A 17,910-nucleotide genomic window follows, 5' to 3' on the forward strand; every position below is an offset into this window, starting at 1 on the left:
CGCCTGCGGGCTCCAGTCTATCGAATCGATTCGGGTGAGATCGAGAGAACGCCGGGTACGGACTACGCTGGGCGCCGTGACCGCGACCGTCGTCCTGGCCCTCGACAGCTTCAAGGGATCGATCACGGCGGCGGGCGCGTGTGACGCCCTCGCCGCCGGCTGGCGCGAGACCGATCCCGACGCGCGACTCGTCGCGCGCCCGATGGCCGACGGCGGGGAGGGCACGCGGGACGCGTTCGCCGCCGCCGTCCCCGGCGCGCGGCGCATGCCCGTCGTCGTCACCGGTCCGGCCGGTCGCGACATCCCCGCCGAATGGATGCTGCTGCCGCCCGCGCCGGACGCCCCGAGCAGCACCGGGGTCGTCGAGCTCGCCGGCACGAGCGGGATCGAGCTGCTCGGCGAGACGCGTCTGCCCTTCGACGCGCACACGGTCGGATTCGGCCAGGCGATCGCCGCCGCGCTGGACCACGGCGTCTCGCGGCTGATCCTCGGCATCGGCTCGAGCGCGTCCACTGATGGCGGGTCGGGGATGCTGCGGGCGCTCGGTGCGCGATTCCCGGGGGCCCTCGGCCTGCGCGGGCTCCGGGCGGTCACGGCCGTCGATGTCGCCGAGATGCGGATGCCGCCGCCCGGCGGCGCCCTCGTCCTGTCCGACGTCACCAATCCGTTGCTCGGCCCGACCGGTGCGGCCGCGGTGTTCGGCGCCCAGAAGGGCCTCGCCCCCGGCGACGTCGCCGACGCGGATGCCGCGCTCCGGCACTGGTCCGAGATCCTGGCCGCCGCCCTCCCGGACGCCGATGCGGCCGCCGCCGGTGCCGGCGCCGCCGGCGGCACCGGCTTCGCGCTGCAGGCGTGGGGGGCGCGTCTGGTCTCGGGCTCGGCCGAGGTCGCCGACCTCGTGCGGCTGCCGAAGGCGCTGGCCGGAGCATCCCTCGTCGTCACGGGGGAGGGGTCGTTCGACGCGCAGTCGGCGGCGGGAAAGGCGCCCGCGCAGGTGGCCGCACTGGCGGCGGCCGCGGGAGTTCCGATCGCGCTCGTGGCCGGGCGGATCGCGCCGGACGCCGACACCTCGTCGTTCGCGGCATCCGTCTCGCTCGCTGCGCTCGCCGGAAGCGCCGAGGCGGCGCGCTCCGATCCGGAGCGCTGGCTGCGCGCGGCGGGCCGCCTGCTGGCCGAGCGGGGCGGAGATCCGGCCCCGCCGGCCGAAGACATCCGATCGATCAGGCCGCGCCGGGACTGAGCCGGCGGCTCACGGCAGCCGACCCCAGCTGCTCGGTGCGAGTGTGAGGGATGCCGTCCGGCCGGGCGTGCGCACCGGTACGGTGCGCTCGACCCGATCGAGGTTCGCCACCAGGACCGCCTCGCTCCCATCCGCGGCGACGCCGCCGACGGCCCACACCAGGCCATCCGGGCTGTTGCCGTGCAGCAGTGTCGTCCCGATCAGCGTCCGCAGCGCCTCGCGTGCGGCCAGAACCGGCCGGGCGGAACCGTCTGCACGCAGCCATCCGCGCGGACCCCACTGCTCGAAGTGCGCCACGGATGCCACGCCCGGCACCGCCAGCGCGGCGAAGCTCGCGATCGTCCAGGCCGCCAGTTCGGGCGCGTCGTACCGCAGGTCGTCGGCGTCGGTGAGCTGGGTGCCGTAGCCGGCGGCCAGGTCGGAATGGTCTGCCATCGGCGGGGGTGTGGTGGCCACGTCGTTGAAGTGCGGGCGCAGGGTCACCGGTCCGACGTGCACCGGCGCGCCGCCGGCGATCTCGACCGCCTGCTCGGCGACCAGACGCTGGATGGCGACGGCCTCGACGAGCTGCTCGGTGGCCGGGCTGTGGAACAGCGGGGTCATGCTGAACGTGATGCCGTCCAGGTCCTCCGGCAGCCGGGCGTGCTCGCGGTTCAGCTCGGTGAAGTGCGACCGGACGCCGCCGATGACCGCGACCTCCACGTCCGCGGCGGCGAGCTGTTCGCGCAGCGCCGCGGTCGCCTCGTGATCCGACACGTGTCGGGCAGCGCCGTCCGGTTGGAAGGCCGACACCCGCACGACCGGCAGACCGACCAGGGCGCGCACCCCCTCGCCGAGCGAGGCGGCATCCGCGCCCAGCACGAACCGCACGTCCAGTGCGGTCGCCCCGGCGGTCGCCCGCTGCAGCGCGGCGCGCCAGTTCGGCGTCCGCAGGTCGAGCTCGACGAGCACCGGCATGCCCGCGGCCTCGAACGCCGGAGCGGGATCGGGCGCGGTCGCCGCCCCGACACCGAGTACCGGGAAGGCGCCGCCGGCAGCGAGCGTGATCCGGGCGTCAGTGCCGACCGCCGCCGACGTCGCAGTCGTCTCGTGCACCCGCACGCGCAGCGTCTGGTTGATCACCTCACCGGCCGCCAGCCGGTACGGGAACGGGAGCGCCAGCGGGCGGCTGTACGTCTTGAACGACGCGTCGGTCCAGTTGCGCTGGTCCTCCATCTCGAACACGTCGCCGCCGAAGCGCAGCCGGATGTCGGCGCCGGCATCCCGCCAATGCAGCCCGGCGATGTCGAACGCCGGCTGATGCGGACTGATCTGCCGCGGAAACGCGGTCTTCTCGACCGTGCCGTCGGAATGGACGACCTTCAACGGCGCGCCGGCGGTCTGCGGCGGATGCAGCACGACCAGCCCGGCGCGGTTCGTCCAGAACTCGTCATGCGCGCCCAGCTCGAGCTCGACCTCGAAGGCGTCCCCGGTGGCGGTGACCACGAGCGTCCCGTGCAGATCCGCGCCGAAGCCTTCCGAGTGCAGCCGCAGCGTCAGCCGCCCGGGGGTGCCGTCATCGACGGCGTCCACCACCATGACCGGCGTGTTCCAGTCCTCGTCGCGGACGACGGCGCGGATGCTGCGCAGCACGCGCCGTCCCTCGAACGTGAGGTCGGCGATCTCGTCATCGCGCAGCTCGAACCCCCAGGCGCCGCTGCGCCAGGTGCGGTGCTCCCAGTACCAGCTCATCTGCACACGCACCCTCTCAGAGCGTCGACATTCCGCCGTCGACGGCGAACAGCGAACCCGTCGCGAACGCGCCGTCGTCCGAGGCGAGGAAGACCATGATGCCCTCGACGTCGCGCGGCGCGCCCGGCCGGCCGAGCGGGATGCGGCCGATGATCGCCGCGCGGTCTTCGGGGTTCGTCGAGATGCTGGTCACCAGCGACGTCTCGGTGTAGGCCGGGACGACGGTGTTCACCCGGATGTTCCGGTCGGCGTACGCGGCGGCGACGGTGCGGGCCAGCCCGTGGATCCCGGCCTTCGTGGCGCTGTACGCGGTGAAGTCCGCGCCCTCGCCGTTCAGTCCGGTGGGGCTGCCGGTCAGGATGATCGACCCGCCCCCGGCCGCCTCGTCCACGCCCCGGAGCATCGAGCGCACCGCGTGCTTGACGGTCAGGAACGTGCCGGTCAGATTCACATCGAGGGTGCGGCGCCACACGTCCAGGTCGAGGTCGGCCGCCTTCGCGTCCTGCCCGAACAGCTGCACGCCGGCGTTGGCCACCACGACATCGGGCGCCCAGCCGTCCGACTCGAGCGTCGCGAACGCGGCCGCGACGGAGGCCTCGTCCGAGATGTCCACGACCACCGCACGTGCCGCGGCCCCGATCGCAGCGGCCGCGCCGGCCGCGGCATCCGCGTCCCGATCCGCGATCACGACCCGGGCGCCCTCGCGTGCGAACCGCTCGGCCACACCGCGCCCGATGCCCGTGCCCGCGCCGGTCACCAGCGCGGTCTTGCCCTCCAGCATGCCCATCTTGCTCCTCCGTGTCCGATCCGGCAGCGTCGCCCGGGTCAGCGCTCGATGCGGTCCAGGTGCAGCATCCGTGCCAGGTTCGCATCGAGCTCGTCGTCGCGGAAGATCTTCTTCCAATCGTCCTTGATGATGCTCTCGCGACCGTACTCCATCGCGATCAGGCAGGCGTCGCTGAACGGGTTGTCACCGCGCAGGCCGTTGGCCAGCGCCACCTGCGTGTGTCCGTAGAGGATGCTGCGGGCCGCCGCCTCGGGCACGCCCATGGTGTGCACGGCCTCGTCGAGCGCCTCGTTCAGCAGGCTGCCGATCATGCAGGTCACGGTCTCGACCAGGGTCGGCTCGAGCTGGGCGAGCTGCTTGATCGTGACGTAGTGCACGTCGATGACCGGGGCGTAGATGGCCCGCACGGTCGCGTCCAGAATCGCCTTCTTGGCCGGGTCGTCCGACTCGATCGCGGCGATCGAGTCCTGCGGGGCGGCGATGCCGCCGAACGTGTCGGCGTACTCCTCGGGCGTCGTGCGCTGCAGGAAGATCGAGGGGTGGCAGGGGTGGGCGACCGCACGGATCACGTCGTCGCGATCGGTGAGCAGCCCGGCGTAGGCGGCCGCCGGGTCGAGCGTCAGCGCGATCGCGCCCGAGCGCAGCTGCGGCACCAGCTCGGCGGTGACCGCCTGCAGCGCCAGGTCGGGGACGGCGAACACGACGATGTCGGCGTCGGCGACGGCCGTCGCCGCGTCGGTCAGGGGGCGCCCGGCGTCGGTGGTGCGCTGCTGCCCGGCGGGCGAGTTCTCGACGTAGGCCACCCGATGAGCGGTCTTGGCGAGGTTGTCCGAGACGCGCATGCCCATCTTGCCGCCTGCTCCGATGACGGCGATCCGGTAGGTGTCGGTGCTGGTGGTCATCTCGTGCTCCTCAGATAGTCGATGGCCGTGCGGGTCCACTCCCGCTCGGTGCGGATGGTGGTCTCGGCGTCGCCCTGCCAGCTCAGCCAGTGCTCGACGATCTCGTCGATGCCGCGCTCGCGCGGTCGCACGGCGCGCAGCAGGTGCGGATAGTCGTGCAGCCCGTGCCCATCGGGGCGCCGCCGTAGGTGAAGCCGACCCAGCCCGGCTGCCGGGCGAACGCGAAGTCCTTGACGTGCACGTTCCGGGTGAGGGCCGCGGCCGCCTCGACGCAGTCCCGCGGTCGCTCCAGTCGCGCCACGACGTTGGCCGGGTCGAGGCAGATGCCCAGGGCCGGGCTGTCGAGGCGTTCGACGAGCGCGACCAGGTCGTCGGTCGCCACCTGCTCGTAGGTCTCCAGCGCGAGCGTGACCCCGGATGCCTCGTACCGGGCAGCACGGCGCGCAGCTGCTCCTCCGCCTCAGCGAGGTGGGGACGGGAGTCCGGGCCGTGCAGCATCGAGCGCACCAGGTCCGCCCCGAACACCGTGGCGCGCCCGAGGAACCGGGCGAGATGCTCGGGATCGATGCCCTTCGTGCCGAGCTGGACCGTCACCCCCAACTCACGGGCGGCGGCCGCGGCATCCCGGATCTCGGCATCGGTCATCGTCTCGAGGGGCGCATAGTCGCAGATCTGGAAGAGGTCGACGCCGAGCTCGCGGGTCGACTCGAACGCGCCGATCAGCGACAGCGGCTCGGGCACCCCGTCGGAGTGCTGCCAGAAGAACGCGTAGGTGCCCAGGCCGATCACATCATCAGTTTGGCAAACCGGTTGACCAATTGCAAGGGCGGATCCCGCTGTGCTGCGGTAGATTGTCGGCATGCCCGCATTCCCCGCCGGTCCGGCCGCCGAGATCGCGGCCGGTCTGGGCGCGCTGCCCACCGGGACGCCGGTGTCGGAGGTCGCGCGACGGCTGCTGGATCTGTTCACGAGCGGATCGATCGCGCCGGGCACGCGCCTGCCGCCCGAGCGGCAGCTGGCGCAGACGCTCGGGGTGGGCCGCTCGGCCGTGCGCGAGGCGCTCGCCGCCCTCGAGATCCTCGGCATCGTGGACGTGCGCGCCGGCTCGGGCACGTACCTGCGCGGCACGGCCAGCGAACTGCTGCCGCAGACCCTCCGCTGGGGCCTGCTGATCGGCGAGCGCAACACCGCCGAGCTGCTCGAGCTGCGCTCCGGGCTGGAGATCTACGTCGCCCGGCTCGCGGCCAAGCGGGGAGACCCGGCGGCGCGCGCGGCGCTGGAGGGGCACCTCGCCCGGATGCGGGAGTCTCTGCAGGGCACGGCCGCCGGGCTGAAGGCGTTCGCCCGTGCCGATCTGGCGTTCCACGACCAGCTGGCGGCGGTCGCCGGCAATGCCGCGCTCATCGACCTGCTGCACGTGGTCCGCTCGCTTCTGCAGGTGTATGCCGACCGGGCCGTGCACGACGACGCGCAGGCACGCGTCGCGGTCGCCGAGCACGATGCCATCGCCCGCGCGGTCGCCGAAGGCGACGAGGATGCCGCCGCCTCGGCGATGGCCATGCACATGGCCACCGCCTCGTCCCGGCTCTCGGCCGCTCCCTGAGCTATCCGAACGCGTCGACCCAGGCGATCATCCGCCTCACACTGCGCTGCGCGGAGTTCGCCTCGGGGTGGTTGAGATGGCCGTGCGTGGCGCTGCGCTCGGCGAACAGCTCCACCCGCACACCGGCAGCGCGAAGCCTTGCGCGAACAGGTCGCCCGACGAGCGCAGGTCGTCGATCATCGCCACCAGGATGTAGGTCGGCGGGAAGCCGCGCAGGTCGGGGGCCGTCCCGGCGAACGCGTAGGGGTCGCTCATCGCCGCCGACCCGGCGTAGTGCTTGGCCAGCGCCCGCACGACGCTGGGCCGGAACCGCAGCCGCGCCGGCATCTTCGCCGTCAGCGCGAGCGTCTCGGGCGTGTTCGGCGGGAGGATCGGGTGCAGGAACGGGTAGCTCAGCACGAGGGATGCCGGCATCGGGCCGTGCTCGTCGCGCAGCCGCAGCGCCAGGCCGGCCACCAGCGCCCCGCCGGCGCTCGCGCCGCCGAGATGGACGGCTCCGGCATCCACCCCGAACAGCTCCGCCGCGTGCGCCGTCGCGTGCAGCCACGCCGCACGCAGGTCGTCCGCGGGGACCGGATGCCGCACCCCGCGCAGCGCCTTGCGGTAGTCCACCGACAGGACCGGGATGCCGGCGGCGGCGAACTCGAGGGCGACCCAGTTCGACTCGGGCATGTCCAGGTCGCCGCCGACGAACGCTCCGCCGTGCACCCAGACGAAGGCGCTGCGCGCCCGGCCCTGCGCACGATAGAGCCGTGCCGGGACCGGCCCGTGCGGGCCGATGATCGGGACATCGCCGACCTCGACCGGAGCAAGACGCGGGAAGCGGCGCTTCAGTGAGGCGGTGTCGATGTTGGTGCGGGGATCGGGGCGCAGCGCTGTGCGCCCCAGGTACCACGCCATGGCGCGGACCACGAGGTCGGCCGGCGTCAGCATCCGTCTGCCCTCACCACTCGAATGGTAGCGGCCCGCCCGCTGACGGCGGTCAGTCGGCGTGCCGGAAGCGATCGCGGGACGCGGGCGACTCGTCGCCGGCCCGGTTCGGCAGCGGGATGGGCGTGGTCTGCGCCAGCCCGTCGCTGAACTCCTCGGGGATCGGCTGCTCGATCACGCGGATCGGCAGCGTCTCGTCGATGGTCAGCCGGAATCGACTCGTGCTGTGCCGGTGCAGCCGGCCCGAGCTGATCATCCAGACCGCGCCGATCACACACGCGATGATCCCTGCCGCAGCGCCGACCTGGATCGCCGCGCGCGGGCCGAACGCGGTGGCCACCCATCCCACGATGGGGGCGCCGATCGGCGTGGACCCCATGATCACGGCCATGTAGAGGGCCAGGACGCGTCCGCGCAAGCTGGGCGTCGGTGGTGGTCTGCACGTACCCGTTGGCGGTCGTCAGCATCGACACGGTCGAGAAGCCGACGAACACGACGGTCGCCCCGTACATCCAGTACTCCGGCATCACCGACGAGATGATCGAGGCGAGTCCGAACCCGCCGGCCGCGATGATCACCACCCGGATGCGGGCCTTCTCGCGGCGCGCGGCCATGAGAGCGCCGGCGAGCGATCCGATGGCCAGCATCGAGCTGAGGGCGCCGTAGCCGTCGGCCTGCTTGCCGAACTCCAGCGCCATGGTCGAGGCGAAGATCGGGAAGTTCATGCCGAACGCGCCGATCAGGAACACCATCACGAACAGCACGAGCAGGTCGGGGCGGCGCGCGACGTAGCGGAAGCCGTCGGCGATCCGCGTGGCATCGGTCGCCCGCACGCGCGGCTCGAGCTCGTCGCGGCGCATCAGCGACAGGGCCAGGAGCATCGCCACGAACGTGGCGGCGTTGATGATGAACATCCACCCGGTGCCGACCAGCACGATGGCGATGCCGCCGACGGCCGGTCCGATCAGACGCGCGGTGTTGAAGGATGCCGAGTTCAGAGCGACCGCGTTCGCGGCGTTCTCGCGCGAGACCACGTCCGAGACGAACGCCTGGCGGGCGGGGGAGTCGAACGCGTTGGCGATGCCGAAGAAGCCGGCGAACATCCACATCATCGGCAGCGTCATGACGTGGGTGAGCAGGAGCACGCCGACGGTGATCGCCAGCAGCCCGAGCGCGGTCTGCGTGCACATCAGCAGCTTGCGCCGATCGAAGTGGTCGGCGACCCACCCGGTGATGCTGACGAGCACCAGCGGCGGCCCGAACTGCAGCGCCATCGTCACGCCCATCGCGGTGGCGTCGTTGTGGGTCAGCTCGGTGAGCACCACCCAGTCCTGCGCCGTGGACTGCATCCACCCGCCGATGTTGGAGATCAGCGCGCCGAAGAACCAGACCCGGTAGTTGAAGAGGCCGAGGGAGCGGAACATCGTCTTCATCGCGCGGCCACCTCGCTCATGATCGCGGCGGCGCGGGCGAGGGTGCGTCGCTGGGACGGGGTGAGGTCGGCGACCACCTGCGCCAGCCACATGTCGCGGCGGCGCACCGTCTCGGCCACCAGCTCGCGTCCCTGCGTCGTGATCTCGATGTTGACCTTGCGGCGGTCGGTCTCGTCGGGGGTGCGGGTGATCCAGCCCGCCTCCTCCAGGCAGTTCACGGTCCGGTTCATCGAGGGGGCGGTCACGCGCTCGCGCTCGGCCAGCTCGCCCAGGGTGTGCGGTCCGTGGCCCTTGAGCGTGGCGAGCACGGCGAACTGGGCGTCGCTCATCGTGTCCAGCGCGCGCTGGGAGCGCAGTCTGCGGCTGAGGCGGAAGGTCGCCATCCGCAGATCGCGGGCGGTGACGGCATCCTCTTCGGGGACTTCGGGGACGTCGGAGGGTTCGTGCGAGATGACCATACAGATCGTTAGTCTAGCTTATTAGTCTCGCTAAGTAAATGCCGAAGGTTGGGCGAGGCTAGGCTCTGGGTCATGCCCGAGTTCATCGATGCACACGGCATCGCGATCGCCTACGACCTCCATCCGGCGCAGGGGACGGCGCGGGCGGTGGTCCAGCTGCTGCACGGGGTGGGCGAGCACGCCGGACGCTACGGCGAGGTCATCGCGGCGCTGAACGCCGAGGGCTACACGGTCTACGCCGACGACCACCGCGGGCACGGGCGCACCGGTATGACGCAGCACGGCGGCAACGCCGCGCGCCTCGGCCGACTCGGACCGGGCGGTCACCGCGCCGCCGTGGCGGCGTGCTGGCGGTTCACCGAGCTGATCCGCGACGAGAACCCCGACCTGCCGCTGGTGATCCTCGGGCATTCCTGGGGATCGTTCCTCACCCAGATCCTCGTGAACGATCATCCCGAGGCCTATGACGGCGTCATCCTGTCCGGGTCGGCGCTGCGGATGCCCGGATCGCTGAACGCGGGAGACCTGAACGCCAAGTGGAAGGGGCCGGATGCCTCGGGTCTGGAGTGGCTCTCGACCGATCCGCGCGTCGCCGCGGCGTTCCACGACGATCCGCTGACGGTCGAGACTCCGCTGCTGAAGCTGTTCGGCCCGATCGAGTCGCTGCGTCTGTTCGGTCGTCCGCGGGCGGACCTCGGCCGCGACATCCCGCTGCTGCCCATCGTCGGCCGCGACGACCCGGTCGGCGGGCCGCGCAACGTGCACAAGCTCGCCGACGCATACCGGAACCGATCCAAGCTGACCGATGTCACGACGCTGGTCTACCCCGATGCGCGGCACGAGCTGTTCAACGAGACGATCGCCGACGAGGTGCGCGCGGATGTCGTGGCCTGGCTGAACGCGCGCTTCGCCGCGCGGGACTGAGCCCGCCGGGCGGCGGCGCGGGTCAGCGCCCGCCGGGGCGCGACGCGCGGCGCGAGCCGCCCGAGCGCATGCCGCCGACGGTGGCGCCCATCGTCGGCTTGCCGGATGCGGTGCGTCCGCTCTGCGGGGCCGGGGCATGCGACGACTGGGCATGCGACGACTGGGCGTGCGGTGCCTTCCCGCCCTTGGCGCGGGCGGCGCCGGCATCCGTGCGGGGCGTGCGCGCCGCGGCATCCGCAGACCCGCCCTGCCCGCCGTTGCCGCGACGGCGCCGCGAGCCCGACCGGGCCGGGGCCTCGGCCGGACGATCGCCGTTCGCCCCACCTCGCGAACCGTTGCGCGCCGACCCGCCGCGGGCGGATCCGTTGGATCCCCGGTTGGACGACGCCTTCGCCGGACGCTGCGCTGCACGGGCTCGCATCGCCGCCGGCTTCACATACGGCGCCGGGTCGCCGACGAGGTCGGTGACCTGGGTGCCGTTCGGGTCGACCGACTCCAGTCCGACGCGGATCTGCGCCTTGCGGAGCAGATCGGTGACATCGCGGCGCTGCTCGGCGAGCACCACGGTGACCACCACGCCCTCGGCGCCGGCACGGGCGGTGCGGCCCGAACGGTGCAGGTACGACTTGTGCTCGACCGGCGGGTCGACGTGCACGACCAGCTCGACGTCGTCGACGTGGACGCCGCGGGCCGCGACATCGGTCGCGACGAGCACGCGCACGCCGCCGGCGGCGGGGTCGGCATTGAACGCGGCGAGGTTGCGCTCGCGCGCCGGCTGCGACAGGTTGCCCTGCAGATCGACGGCGGGGATGCCGGCCGCGGTCAGCTGCTTGGCGAGCTTCTTGGCCTGGTGCTTGGTGCGGGTGAACAGGATGCGGCGGGCGCGGCCGCGCGCGAGGTGCTGCACGAGGTCCTTCTTGGCGTCGGCATCCGGCACCACGAACACGCGGTGGGTCATCACGCCGGCGGGCACGCTGGACTCGTCCACCTCGTGCCGGACCGGGTCGTGCAGGAACCGCTGCACGAGCGTGTCGACGCCGCGGTCCAGGGTCGCGCTGAACAGCATCCGCTGCCCGCGCACCGGGGTGGCCTTCATGATGCGGGTGACGCCGGGCAGGAAGCCCATGTCGGCCATGTGGTCGGCCTCGTCCAGCACCGTGATCTCGATGGCGTCCAGCGAGACGACGCCCTGCTTCATCAGGTCCTCGAGGCGGCCCGGGCAGGCCACCACGATGTCGACGCCGCGCGCCATCGCCTGCTCCTGCGGACGCTGGCTGACACCGCCGAAGATCGTCGTGACGGTCAGGCCGGCGGCGTCGGCCAGCGGGGTCACGGTCGCGGCGATCTGGGTGGCCAGCTCGCGGGTCGGGGCCAGGACCAGTCCGCGCGGGTGGCCGGGGCGGCGCGAGACGCGGGCGGCCGAGAGCCGTGCCACCAGGGGCAGGGCGAACGCGATGGTCTTGCCGCTGCCGGTGCGGCCGCGGCCGAGCACGTCACGGCCGGCCAGGGCGTCGGGCAGCGTGTCGCGCTGGATGGGGAACGCCTCGGTCTTGCCCTGTGCGGACAGGACGGCGGCGAGGTTCTCGGGCACGCCGAGAGAAAGGAAAGTAGACAAGGGGATGCTTTCGGTGAAGGCGCACTCGGATCGGCGCGCTGGAGGCGACGGCGCACCAGGACGGTGCGCATCGGTTCGCCGTTCGAAAAGAAACCGTGGCGGGCTCGGGGAACCAGGCCAGGGGAGCGTGTCGACGACGCAGCGGCAGGGCCGCAGCATCCATCCTACCGGCACGTAGGCTGAGAACATGCACGGTGAGTATAAGGTTCCGGGCGGCAAGCTCGTCGTCGTCGACCTGCAGGAGCGCGACGGGCGGATCGCCGACTTCCATCTGGCCGGGGATTTCTTCCTCGAGCCGGACTCGGCGCTGGCCGATATCGACGCCGCCGTGAACGGGATGGCCACCACGGCGGATGTCGCGGCGATCGCCGCCGCCGTGCGCGGAGCGCTGCCCGAGGGCGCCCAGCTGCTCGGCTTCACGCCGGAGGCGGTGGGCACGGCGGTGCGGCGGGCGCTGGTCACCGCTCCGGGCTGGAGCGACTTCGACTGGGAGATCCTGCACGAGAAGCCGGTCTCGCCGCGGATGAACCTCGCGCTGGATGAGGTGCTCACCACCCGGGTGGGCGACGGACGCCGCAAGCCGGCGCTGCGGATGTGGGAGTGGGACGAGTCGGCCGTGGTCATCGGGTCGTTCCAGTCGCTGCGCAACGAGGTCGACCCGGAGGGCGCGCGCCGGCACGGCTACGACGTGGTGCGCCGGATCTCCGGCGGCGGCGCGATGCTGATGGGCGCGAACTCGATCGTGACCTACTCGCTGTACGCACCGGGGACGCTGGTGGCGGGGATGACGTTCGCCGACTCGTACGCGTTCCTGGACGACTGGGTGCTGCAGGCGCTGCGCTCGCTCGGCATCGACGCGGTGTATCAGCCGCTGAACGACATCACCGGCCCGTCCGGCAAGATCGGCGGAGCAGCGCAGAAGCGGCTGGCCAACGGCGGCATCCTGCATCACGCGACCCTGAGCTACGACATGGACGGCCAGGTGATGACCGAGGTGCTGCGCATCGGCCGGGAGAAGCTCAGCGACAAGGGCACGGTGTCGGCGGCCAAGCGCGTCGACCCGCTGCGCAAGCCAGACCGGGCTGCCGCGGGAGGCGATCATCGAGCGGTTCATCGAGACGTTCGGGACGCTGTACGGCGCGACCCCGGGACATATCACGGAAGAGGAATATGCCGAGGCGGAGGCGCTGGTGGCGTCGAAGTTCGCCACCGACGCGTGGCTGAACCGCGTGCCGTGACCGGCGCGGGCTCGGTCATCATCCACCACGGCGACAACCTGGCCGCGGCCCGCTCGCTGCCGGACGGCGCGTTCACCCTCGTCTACCTCGACCCGCCGTTCAACACCGGACGGGTGCGCGAGCGATCGGCTTGCGCGGGACGGCGGCTCCGTCGACGCGACCCCGGGCGCGGTGCGTCGCGGATTCCGCGGGCGGGAGTACGAGCGGCTGCGCGGCGACCTGCGCCGGTACGACGACCGGTTCGACGACTACTGGGGGTTCCTCGAGCCGCGGCTGCGCGAGGCATGGCGGCTGCTGGCCGACGACGGCACACTGTACCTGCACCTGGACTTCCGCGAGGCGCACTACGCCAAGGTGCTGATGGACGCGCTGTTCGGCCGCGAGCGGTTCTTGAACGAGCTGATCTGGGCCTACGACTACGGCGCGAAGGCGCGCGGCCGGTGGCCGGCCAAGCACGACACGATCCTGGTCTACGTCAAGGATCCGCAGCGCTACTGGTTCGACTCGGCGGGCGTCGACCGGGAGCCGTACATGGCCCCCGGCCTGGTCACGGCCGAGAAGGCGGCGCGCGGCAAGCTGCCCACCGACGTCTGGTGGCACACCATCGTGCCCACCGGCGGCCGGGAGAAGACCGGATACCCCACGCAGAAGCCGGAGGGCGTCCTGCGCCGCATCATCCAGGCCTCCACCCGCGAGGGCGACCGCGTGCTCGACCTGTTCGCCGGCAGCGGCACCACCGGGGCGGTCGCCGCGGCCCTCGGCCGCCACGCCGTGCTCGTGGACGACAACCCCGAGGCGATCGCCGTCATGCGCCGGCGGATGCCGCAGGCCCAGGTCGTCTGACCGTCGGGCGCGCTGACGGTCGGGCGCTCTCGCTGACCGCGCTGCGGGTAGCCTGCGATCTGGACGTGCTCCGTTCCCGGGTGCCGCCTGCGCGAGACCGCCGCGCGGATCGCGCACGACCTCAGATAGCCTCGACCGATCACCGTGAAAGGACGCAGATGCGATTCGGAACCTTCCTCCCGCAGGGCTGGCGCTTCGACCTGGTGGGCATCGACCCCGCCGAGCACTGGAACACCATGCGCACCCTCGCACAGCACGCGGATGCCGGCCCCTGGGAGTCCGCGTGGGTGTACGACCACTTCCACACCAGCCCGGTGCCCTCGACCGAGGCCACGCACGAGGCATGGACGCTGATGGCCGCCTTCGCCGCGTCGACCTCCCGCATCCGGCTCGGGCAGATGTGCACGTGCATGGGATACCGCAACCCCGCCTACCTGGCCAAGGTCGCCGCGACCGTCGATCACGTCTCGGGCGGCCGTCTGGAGATGGGCATCGGCGGCGGCTGGTACGAGCACGAGTGGCGCGCGTACGGCTACGGCTTCCCCGCGGTGCCCGAGCGGCTGCGCAGGCTCCGCGAGGGGGTCGAGATCATGCATCAGGCATGGACCGACGGCACCGCGACGCTGGACGGCCGCGAGTACCAGGTCGACGGCGCCATCGTCCGTCCGCTGCCGGTGCAGGCCGGCGGCATCCCGTTCTGGATCGCCGGCAGCGGCGAGAAGGTGACTCTGAAGATCGCCGCGCGGTACGCGTCGTACACGAACTTCACCGGGACGCTGGACGAGTTCGACCGGAAGGATGCCGCGCTGCGCGGGCACTGCGCGGCGCTCGGGCGGGACCAGGCCGAGATCGTGCGCTCCTCGAACTTCAACACGATCGTCGCGCCGACCGAGGCCGAGGCCCACGACCGGCTCGCGGCGGTGAAGGCGCGGCTGCTGCCGCATGTCGGCCGGGAGCAGGCCGACGCGATCGAGGCGCAGTACCTGAGCTCGGACGCGTTCGGCACGCCCGAGCAGATCGTCGAGCGGCTGCGGGTCCGGGCGGCCCACGGCGTCGGGTACGCGATCCACTACTTCCCCGAGCTGGCCTACGATCGCTCCGGGGTCGAGCTGTTCGAGCGCGAGGTCATCCCGGCGCTGGCGTAGCCGGGGCGCCGGCGTCGGCGGGGCCGAGCAGCGCCGTGAACAGAGCGTCCACGACCGCGGCCATATCGACGTCGGGCTCGAGCATCCACTGCAGCTGCAGTCCGTCGGCGACGGCCTGGAACGCGCGCGCGAGCGCCTCGGGGTCGACGTCCGGCGACAGCAGACCGTCCTGCCGGCGCCGCTCGAGCGCCGCCGTGAACACCGCACGCAAGCCCGGTGCTGCGCTCGACGAAGAACCGGTGGGCCGGATGCTCGGGGTCCACGGCGTCCACGGACATCCGGGAGAACAGCTGCACCAGGCCCGGCACCTCGGCGTTGTGACGGACGATGTCGAGGTAGCCGCGCCGGATGTCGGCAAGCTCGGCCGTGTCGAACGCCGCCGGCGGGAGGCCGGCCGAGTCGACCTGATCGCGCTTGCGCAGGATCTCGGTGAACAGCTCCTCCTTCGAGTCGAAGTAGTGCAGCAGCCCGGCCTGACTCAGACCCACGGCATCCGCGAGCTCCTTGACCGACGCCCCGCGGTAGCCTTCGCGGGCGATCACGTCGAGAGCGCGGGTGAGGATCTCCTCGCGCTTCGCGACGCCTTTCGCATAGGACCCTCTGCGTGCCATGCCTACGAGAATATGCCGAACGACGGGAGGTCTCTCACTCGTCGCGGCGGGCGCCGTCCGAGGGCGTGACGGTGAACACGTGCGGCGCGGCGAACCCGGCCTCGTCGAACGCGGATGCCGCCGCCAGCGCCACCTCGTCGACCCGGTCGTGCGGGGTCAGGGCGATCGCCGCGCCGCCGAATCCGCCGCCGGTCATCCGGGCGCCGATCGCCCCGGCCGCCCCCGCGGCCGCGACGGCCGTGTCCAGCGCCGGGGTGGAGATCTCGAAGTCGTCGCGCATCGAGGCGTGCGAGGCATCCAGCAGGGCGCCGATGGCCGCCGGTCCCTGCGCGCGCAGCGTGCGCACCGTGTCCAGGACGCGCTGATTCTCGGTGACGATGTGCCGCACCCGGCGGAAGGTCGTCGCATCCAGCATCCGCTCGGCACGGCCCAGGTCGTCCACCGACAGATCGCGCAGCGCCGGCACGCCCAGGGCGGCGGCGCCCCGCTCACAGGCGTCGCGCCGGTCGCGATAGCCGCCGGTGGAGTGCGCGTGCGTGACGCCGGTGTCGATGACCATGAGCTGAAGGCCCGCGCCGGCGAAGCCGAGGTCGACGATCTCGGCGTCCAGCGAACGGCAGTCCAGGAAGATCGCCGCGTCCGCGCGGCCGAGCATCGAGGCCATCTGATCCATGATCCCGGTGGGCGCACCGACGGCTTCGTTCTCGGCGCGCCGTCCGATCCGGGCCAGGGCGACGGGGTCCAGCCCCAGCCGCCAGCTGTCGTTGAGCGCGGTCGCCGTCGCGCTCTCGATGGCCGCCGACGACGAGAGCCCCGCGCCCACCGGCACGTCCGAGGCGATGGCGATGTCGACGCCCACCTGGGGAGCCGTGGCGGCGTGGCGCAGCGCCCAGGCCACCCCGAGCGGGTAGGCCGCCCATTCCGGGACCGCCGGCTGCCCGGTCGTCGGGAAGATCCGGTCGAGGCCGTCCAGCGGCACCACGACCGGTGCGTCGGCGAACGTCGAGGCGACGCGGATGTCGCCGCCGTCGTTCGTGCCGAGGACCACGTGCGTGCGCCGGTCGATCGCGAACGGGAGCACGAACCCGTCGTTGTAGTCGGTGTGCTCGCCGATCAGGTTCACCCGGCCGGGAGCCGACCACGCGCCCGCGGCGGGGCCGTGCGACAGCTCCGCGAACAGGGCGCGGGCAGCGTCCTGCGCGGCGGTCACAGCGAGACTCCTTCGATGGCGGTCCGCAGCCGGGTGGCGGCGGTCTCGGGCGGCAGATCGCCGATCCAGGCGCCCATGGCGGCCTCGGAGCCGGCCAGGAACTTCAGCTTGTCGGCGGCGCGGCGCGGGCTGGTCAGCTCGAGGTGCAGCCGCACGGCGTCGCGTCCGACGTGCACCGGGGCCTGGTGCCACGCCGCGATGTACGGGGTGGGCGAGTCATACAACGCGTCCACGCCGCGCAGCGAGCCGCAGGTAGAGCGGCGCGAGCTCATCGCGCTCGGCATCCGTCGTCTCGGCGAGGTCGGCGACGTGCCGATGCGGCATGAGGTGCACCTCGAGCGGCCAGCGCGCGGCGAACGGCACGAAGGCGGTCCAGTGCTGGCCGGCCAGCACGACGCGGTCCGAGCCCCGCTCGAACTCCAGGATCTCCTGGAACAGGGTGGGGGAGGTGCGTGCGATCTGGTCGAGCAGCCGGGTCGTGCGCGGGGTGACGTACGGGTACGCGTAGATCTGGCCGTGCGGGTGGCCCAGGGTCACGCCGATCGCCTCGCCGCGGTTCTCGAACGGGAACACCTGCTCGATCCCGGGGAGGGTCGACAGCGCGGCGGTGCGGTCGGCCCACGCCTCGATCACGGTCCGTGCGCGGGTGACGGTCTGGGTGCTGAACGATCCGCTGGTGTCCGGGCTGAAGCACACGACCTCGCACCGCCCGACACCGGTGCGGGTGCGGCCGAGGCCGGGCGCGGCGAGGTCGTCCGGGCCGCGGGGCGGATCGTCTGCGGCCGGCGCCGTCCCGGTGGCCTGAGCCAGGGCCGGGCCGAACGAGGGCGAGCGGTTCTCGAACACCGCCACGTCGTAGCGGGAGGGGATCTCGGACGGGTTGGTCGCCGACTGCGGCGCGAGCGGGTCGAGCTCGGCCGGCGGCAGGAACGCCCGGTTCTGGCGGGCGGCGGCGACCGAGATCCAGTCGCCGGTGAGCACGTCCAGCCGCATGGTGGCGGTGTCCGGGCGCGGATCGAGGATGCGCGTGTCGACCGCGCGGTCGGCGCCCAGCGTCGTGTCCGGGTCGTCGAAGTAGAGGAGCTCGCGGCCGTCGGCCAGGCGCGTGGCGCGTTTGACGACGCCGGCGCCCAGCCGCTGCGCGGGCGGTGACGGCGCGGGGGCCGCCGGCTGCTCTGAGGTCATGTGCAGAACTCCTCCATGTTGACGTTCACACGGTAGCAACACCGCCGTGTTATCG

At 72.5% G+C, this 17,910-nt stretch carries 12 protein-coding genes and 5 pseudogenes; 6 read left to right on the top strand and 11 right to left on the bottom strand.

The window, feature by feature from the left end:
• Positions 1-76 precede the first annotated feature (76 nt).
• Positions 77-1,240 (top strand): glycerate kinase, encoded by a 1,164-nt coding sequence (locus tag L2X98_RS12650; protein ID WP_259611133.1) that lies wholly within the window; start codon positions 77-79, stop codon positions 1,238-1,240.
• 9 nt (positions 1,241-1,249) lie between these two features.
• Here the strand turns inward: L2X98_RS12650 and L2X98_RS12655 are convergent, their stop codons facing one another.
• From L2X98_RS12655 to L2X98_RS12665, 3 genes are read right to left on the bottom strand one after another with little or no spacing between them, the layout of a single operon-like run.
• Positions 1,250-2,971 (bottom strand): D-apionate lactonase family protein, encoded by a 1,722-nt coding sequence (locus L2X98_RS12655; RefSeq protein WP_259613314.1) that lies wholly within the window; start codon positions 2,969-2,971, stop codon positions 1,250-1,252.
• Positions 2,972-2,987: 16 nt separating this feature from the next.
• Entirely contained in the window at positions 2,988-3,758 is a 771-nt protein-coding gene (locus tag L2X98_RS12660; protein ID WP_354002774.1) for an SDR family NAD(P)-dependent oxidoreductase, read from the bottom strand.
• Positions 3,759-3,796: 38 nt separating this feature from the next.
• Positions 3,797-4,660, bottom strand: coding sequence for a phosphogluconate dehydrogenase C-terminal domain-containing protein (locus L2X98_RS12665; protein WP_259611135.1), 864 nt, complete (start codon positions 4,658-4,660; stop codon positions 3,797-3,799).
• Positions 4,661-5,519: 859 nt separating this feature from the next.
• Between L2X98_RS12665 and L2X98_RS12675 the strand changes: the two genes are divergently transcribed.
• Positions 5,520-6,263, top strand: a complete 744-nt coding sequence (locus tag L2X98_RS12675) for a FadR/GntR family transcriptional regulator (RefSeq protein WP_259611136.1) — start codon at positions 5,520-5,522, stop codon at positions 6,261-6,263.
• Between the two features lie 36 nt (positions 6,264-6,299).
• Here the strand turns inward: L2X98_RS12675 and L2X98_RS12680 are convergent, their stop codons facing one another.
• The 3 genes and pseudogenes from L2X98_RS12680 to L2X98_RS12690 form a co-directional block, all read right to left on the bottom strand.
• The gene (locus L2X98_RS12680; RefSeq protein WP_259611137.1) at positions 6,300-7,196 is read right to left on the bottom strand and encodes an alpha/beta hydrolase fold domain-containing protein; all 897 of its coding nucleotides are present in this window, start codon (positions 7,194-7,196) and stop codon (positions 6,300-6,302) included.
• A 49-nt stretch (positions 7,197-7,245) separates the two neighbouring features.
• A pseudogene (locus tag L2X98_RS12685) lies at positions 7,246-8,617 on the bottom strand (MFS transporter).
• Between the two features lie 5 nt (positions 8,618-8,622).
• Entirely contained in the window at positions 8,623-9,084 is a 462-nt protein-coding gene (locus L2X98_RS12690) for a MarR family winged helix-turn-helix transcriptional regulator (protein ID WP_435526195.1), read from the bottom strand.
• A gap of 72 nt (positions 9,085-9,156) precedes the next feature.
• Between L2X98_RS12690 and L2X98_RS12695 the strand changes: the two genes are divergently transcribed.
• Complete coding sequence (locus tag L2X98_RS12695; RefSeq protein WP_259611138.1) at positions 9,157-10,008, top strand: lysophospholipase; 852 nt, start codon at positions 9,157-9,159, stop codon at positions 10,006-10,008.
• A 22-nt stretch (positions 10,009-10,030) separates the two neighbouring features.
• Here L2X98_RS12695 and L2X98_RS12700 read toward each other — a convergent pair whose 3' ends face one another.
• A complete protein-coding gene (locus tag L2X98_RS12700) occupies positions 10,031-11,629 on the bottom strand; it encodes a DEAD/DEAH box helicase (protein WP_259613316.1) in 1,599 nt (532 codons plus the stop codon).
• Between the two features lie 181 nt (positions 11,630-11,810).
• Between L2X98_RS12700 and lplAB the strand changes: the two are divergent.
• The 3 genes and pseudogenes from lplAB to L2X98_RS12715 all read left to right on the top strand — a co-directional run bounded on the left by lplAB (position 11,811) and on the right by L2X98_RS12715 (position 14,849).
• Positions 11,811-12,861 (top strand): annotated as a pseudogene (gene lplAB / locus L2X98_RS12705) (lipoate-protein ligase LplAB).
• Positions 12,840-13,704: pseudogene (locus L2X98_RS12710) on the top strand (DNA-methyltransferase). The pseudogenes lplAB and L2X98_RS12710 overlap by 22 nt, the downstream one beginning before the upstream one ends.
• Positions 13,705-13,862: 158 nt before the next feature.
• Positions 13,863-14,849 carry an LLM class F420-dependent oxidoreductase gene (locus tag L2X98_RS12715; RefSeq protein WP_259611139.1) on the top strand — a complete coding sequence of 329 codons (987 nt, stop codon included), beginning with the start codon at positions 13,863-13,865 and terminating at the stop codon, positions 14,847-14,849.
• On the opposite strand, the gene L2X98_RS12720 is transcribed toward L2X98_RS12715, so the two are convergent.
• From L2X98_RS12720 to galT, 4 genes and pseudogenes are all read right to left on the bottom strand, one after another.
• On the bottom strand, positions 14,830-15,051 hold the full coding sequence (locus L2X98_RS12720; protein WP_259613317.1) for a TetR family transcriptional regulator C-terminal domain-containing protein: 222 nt from the start codon (positions 15,049-15,051) through the stop codon (positions 14,830-14,832). The two genes, L2X98_RS12715 and L2X98_RS12720, sit on opposite strands and share 20 nt — an antisense overlap.
• A gap of 280 nt (positions 15,052-15,331) precedes the next feature.
• Positions 15,332-15,460, bottom strand: a pseudogene (locus L2X98_RS12725) (TetR family transcriptional regulator); the annotation flags it as partial.
• A 34-nt stretch (positions 15,461-15,494) separates the two neighbouring features.
• On the bottom strand, positions 15,495-16,670 hold the full coding sequence (gene galK, locus L2X98_RS12730; RefSeq protein WP_259611140.1) for a galactokinase: 1,176 nt from the start codon (positions 16,668-16,670) through the stop codon (positions 15,495-15,497).
• Positions 16,667-17,855, bottom strand: a pseudogene (gene galT / locus L2X98_RS12735) (galactose-1-phosphate uridylyltransferase). Before galT ends, galK begins: the two are co-directional and overlap by 4 nt.
• Between the last annotated feature and the right edge of the window lie 55 nt (positions 17,856-17,910).

Source organism: Microbacterium elymi, from assembly GCF_021582895.2.
GTDB lineage: Bacteria > Actinomycetota > Actinomycetes > Actinomycetales > Microbacteriaceae > Microbacterium > Microbacterium humicola.

Excerpts from the sequence above, each read along its gene's own strand:
- L2X98_RS12655 (WP_259613314.1), bottom strand. The coding sequence starts at position 2,971 with ATGAGCTGGTACTGGGAGCACCGCACCTGGCGCAGCGGCGCCTGGGGG.
- L2X98_RS12715 (WP_259611139.1), top strand. The coding sequence starts at position 13,863 with ATGCGATTCGGAACCTTCCTCCCGCAGGGCTGGCGCTTCGACCTGGTG.
- L2X98_RS12680 (WP_259611137.1), bottom strand. The coding sequence starts at position 7,196 with ATGCTGACGCCGGCCGACCTCGTGGTCCGCGCCATGGCGTGGTACCTG.
- L2X98_RS12665 (WP_259611135.1), bottom strand. The coding sequence starts at position 4,660 with ATGACCACCAGCACCGACACCTACCGGATCGCCGTCATCGGAGCAGGC.
- L2X98_RS12675 (WP_259611136.1), top strand. The coding sequence starts at position 5,520 with ATGCCCGCATTCCCCGCCGGTCCGGCCGCCGAGATCGCGGCCGGTCTG.
- L2X98_RS12690 (WP_435526195.1), bottom strand. The coding sequence starts at position 9,084 with ATGGTCATCTCGCACGAACCCTCCGACGTCCCCGAAGTCCCCGAAGAG.
- L2X98_RS12695 (WP_259611138.1), top strand. The coding sequence starts at position 9,157 with ATGCCCGAGTTCATCGATGCACACGGCATCGCGATCGCCTACGACCTC.
- L2X98_RS12660 (WP_354002774.1), bottom strand. The coding sequence starts at position 3,758 with ATGGGCATGCTGGAGGGCAAGACCGCGCTGGTGACCGGCGCGGGCACG.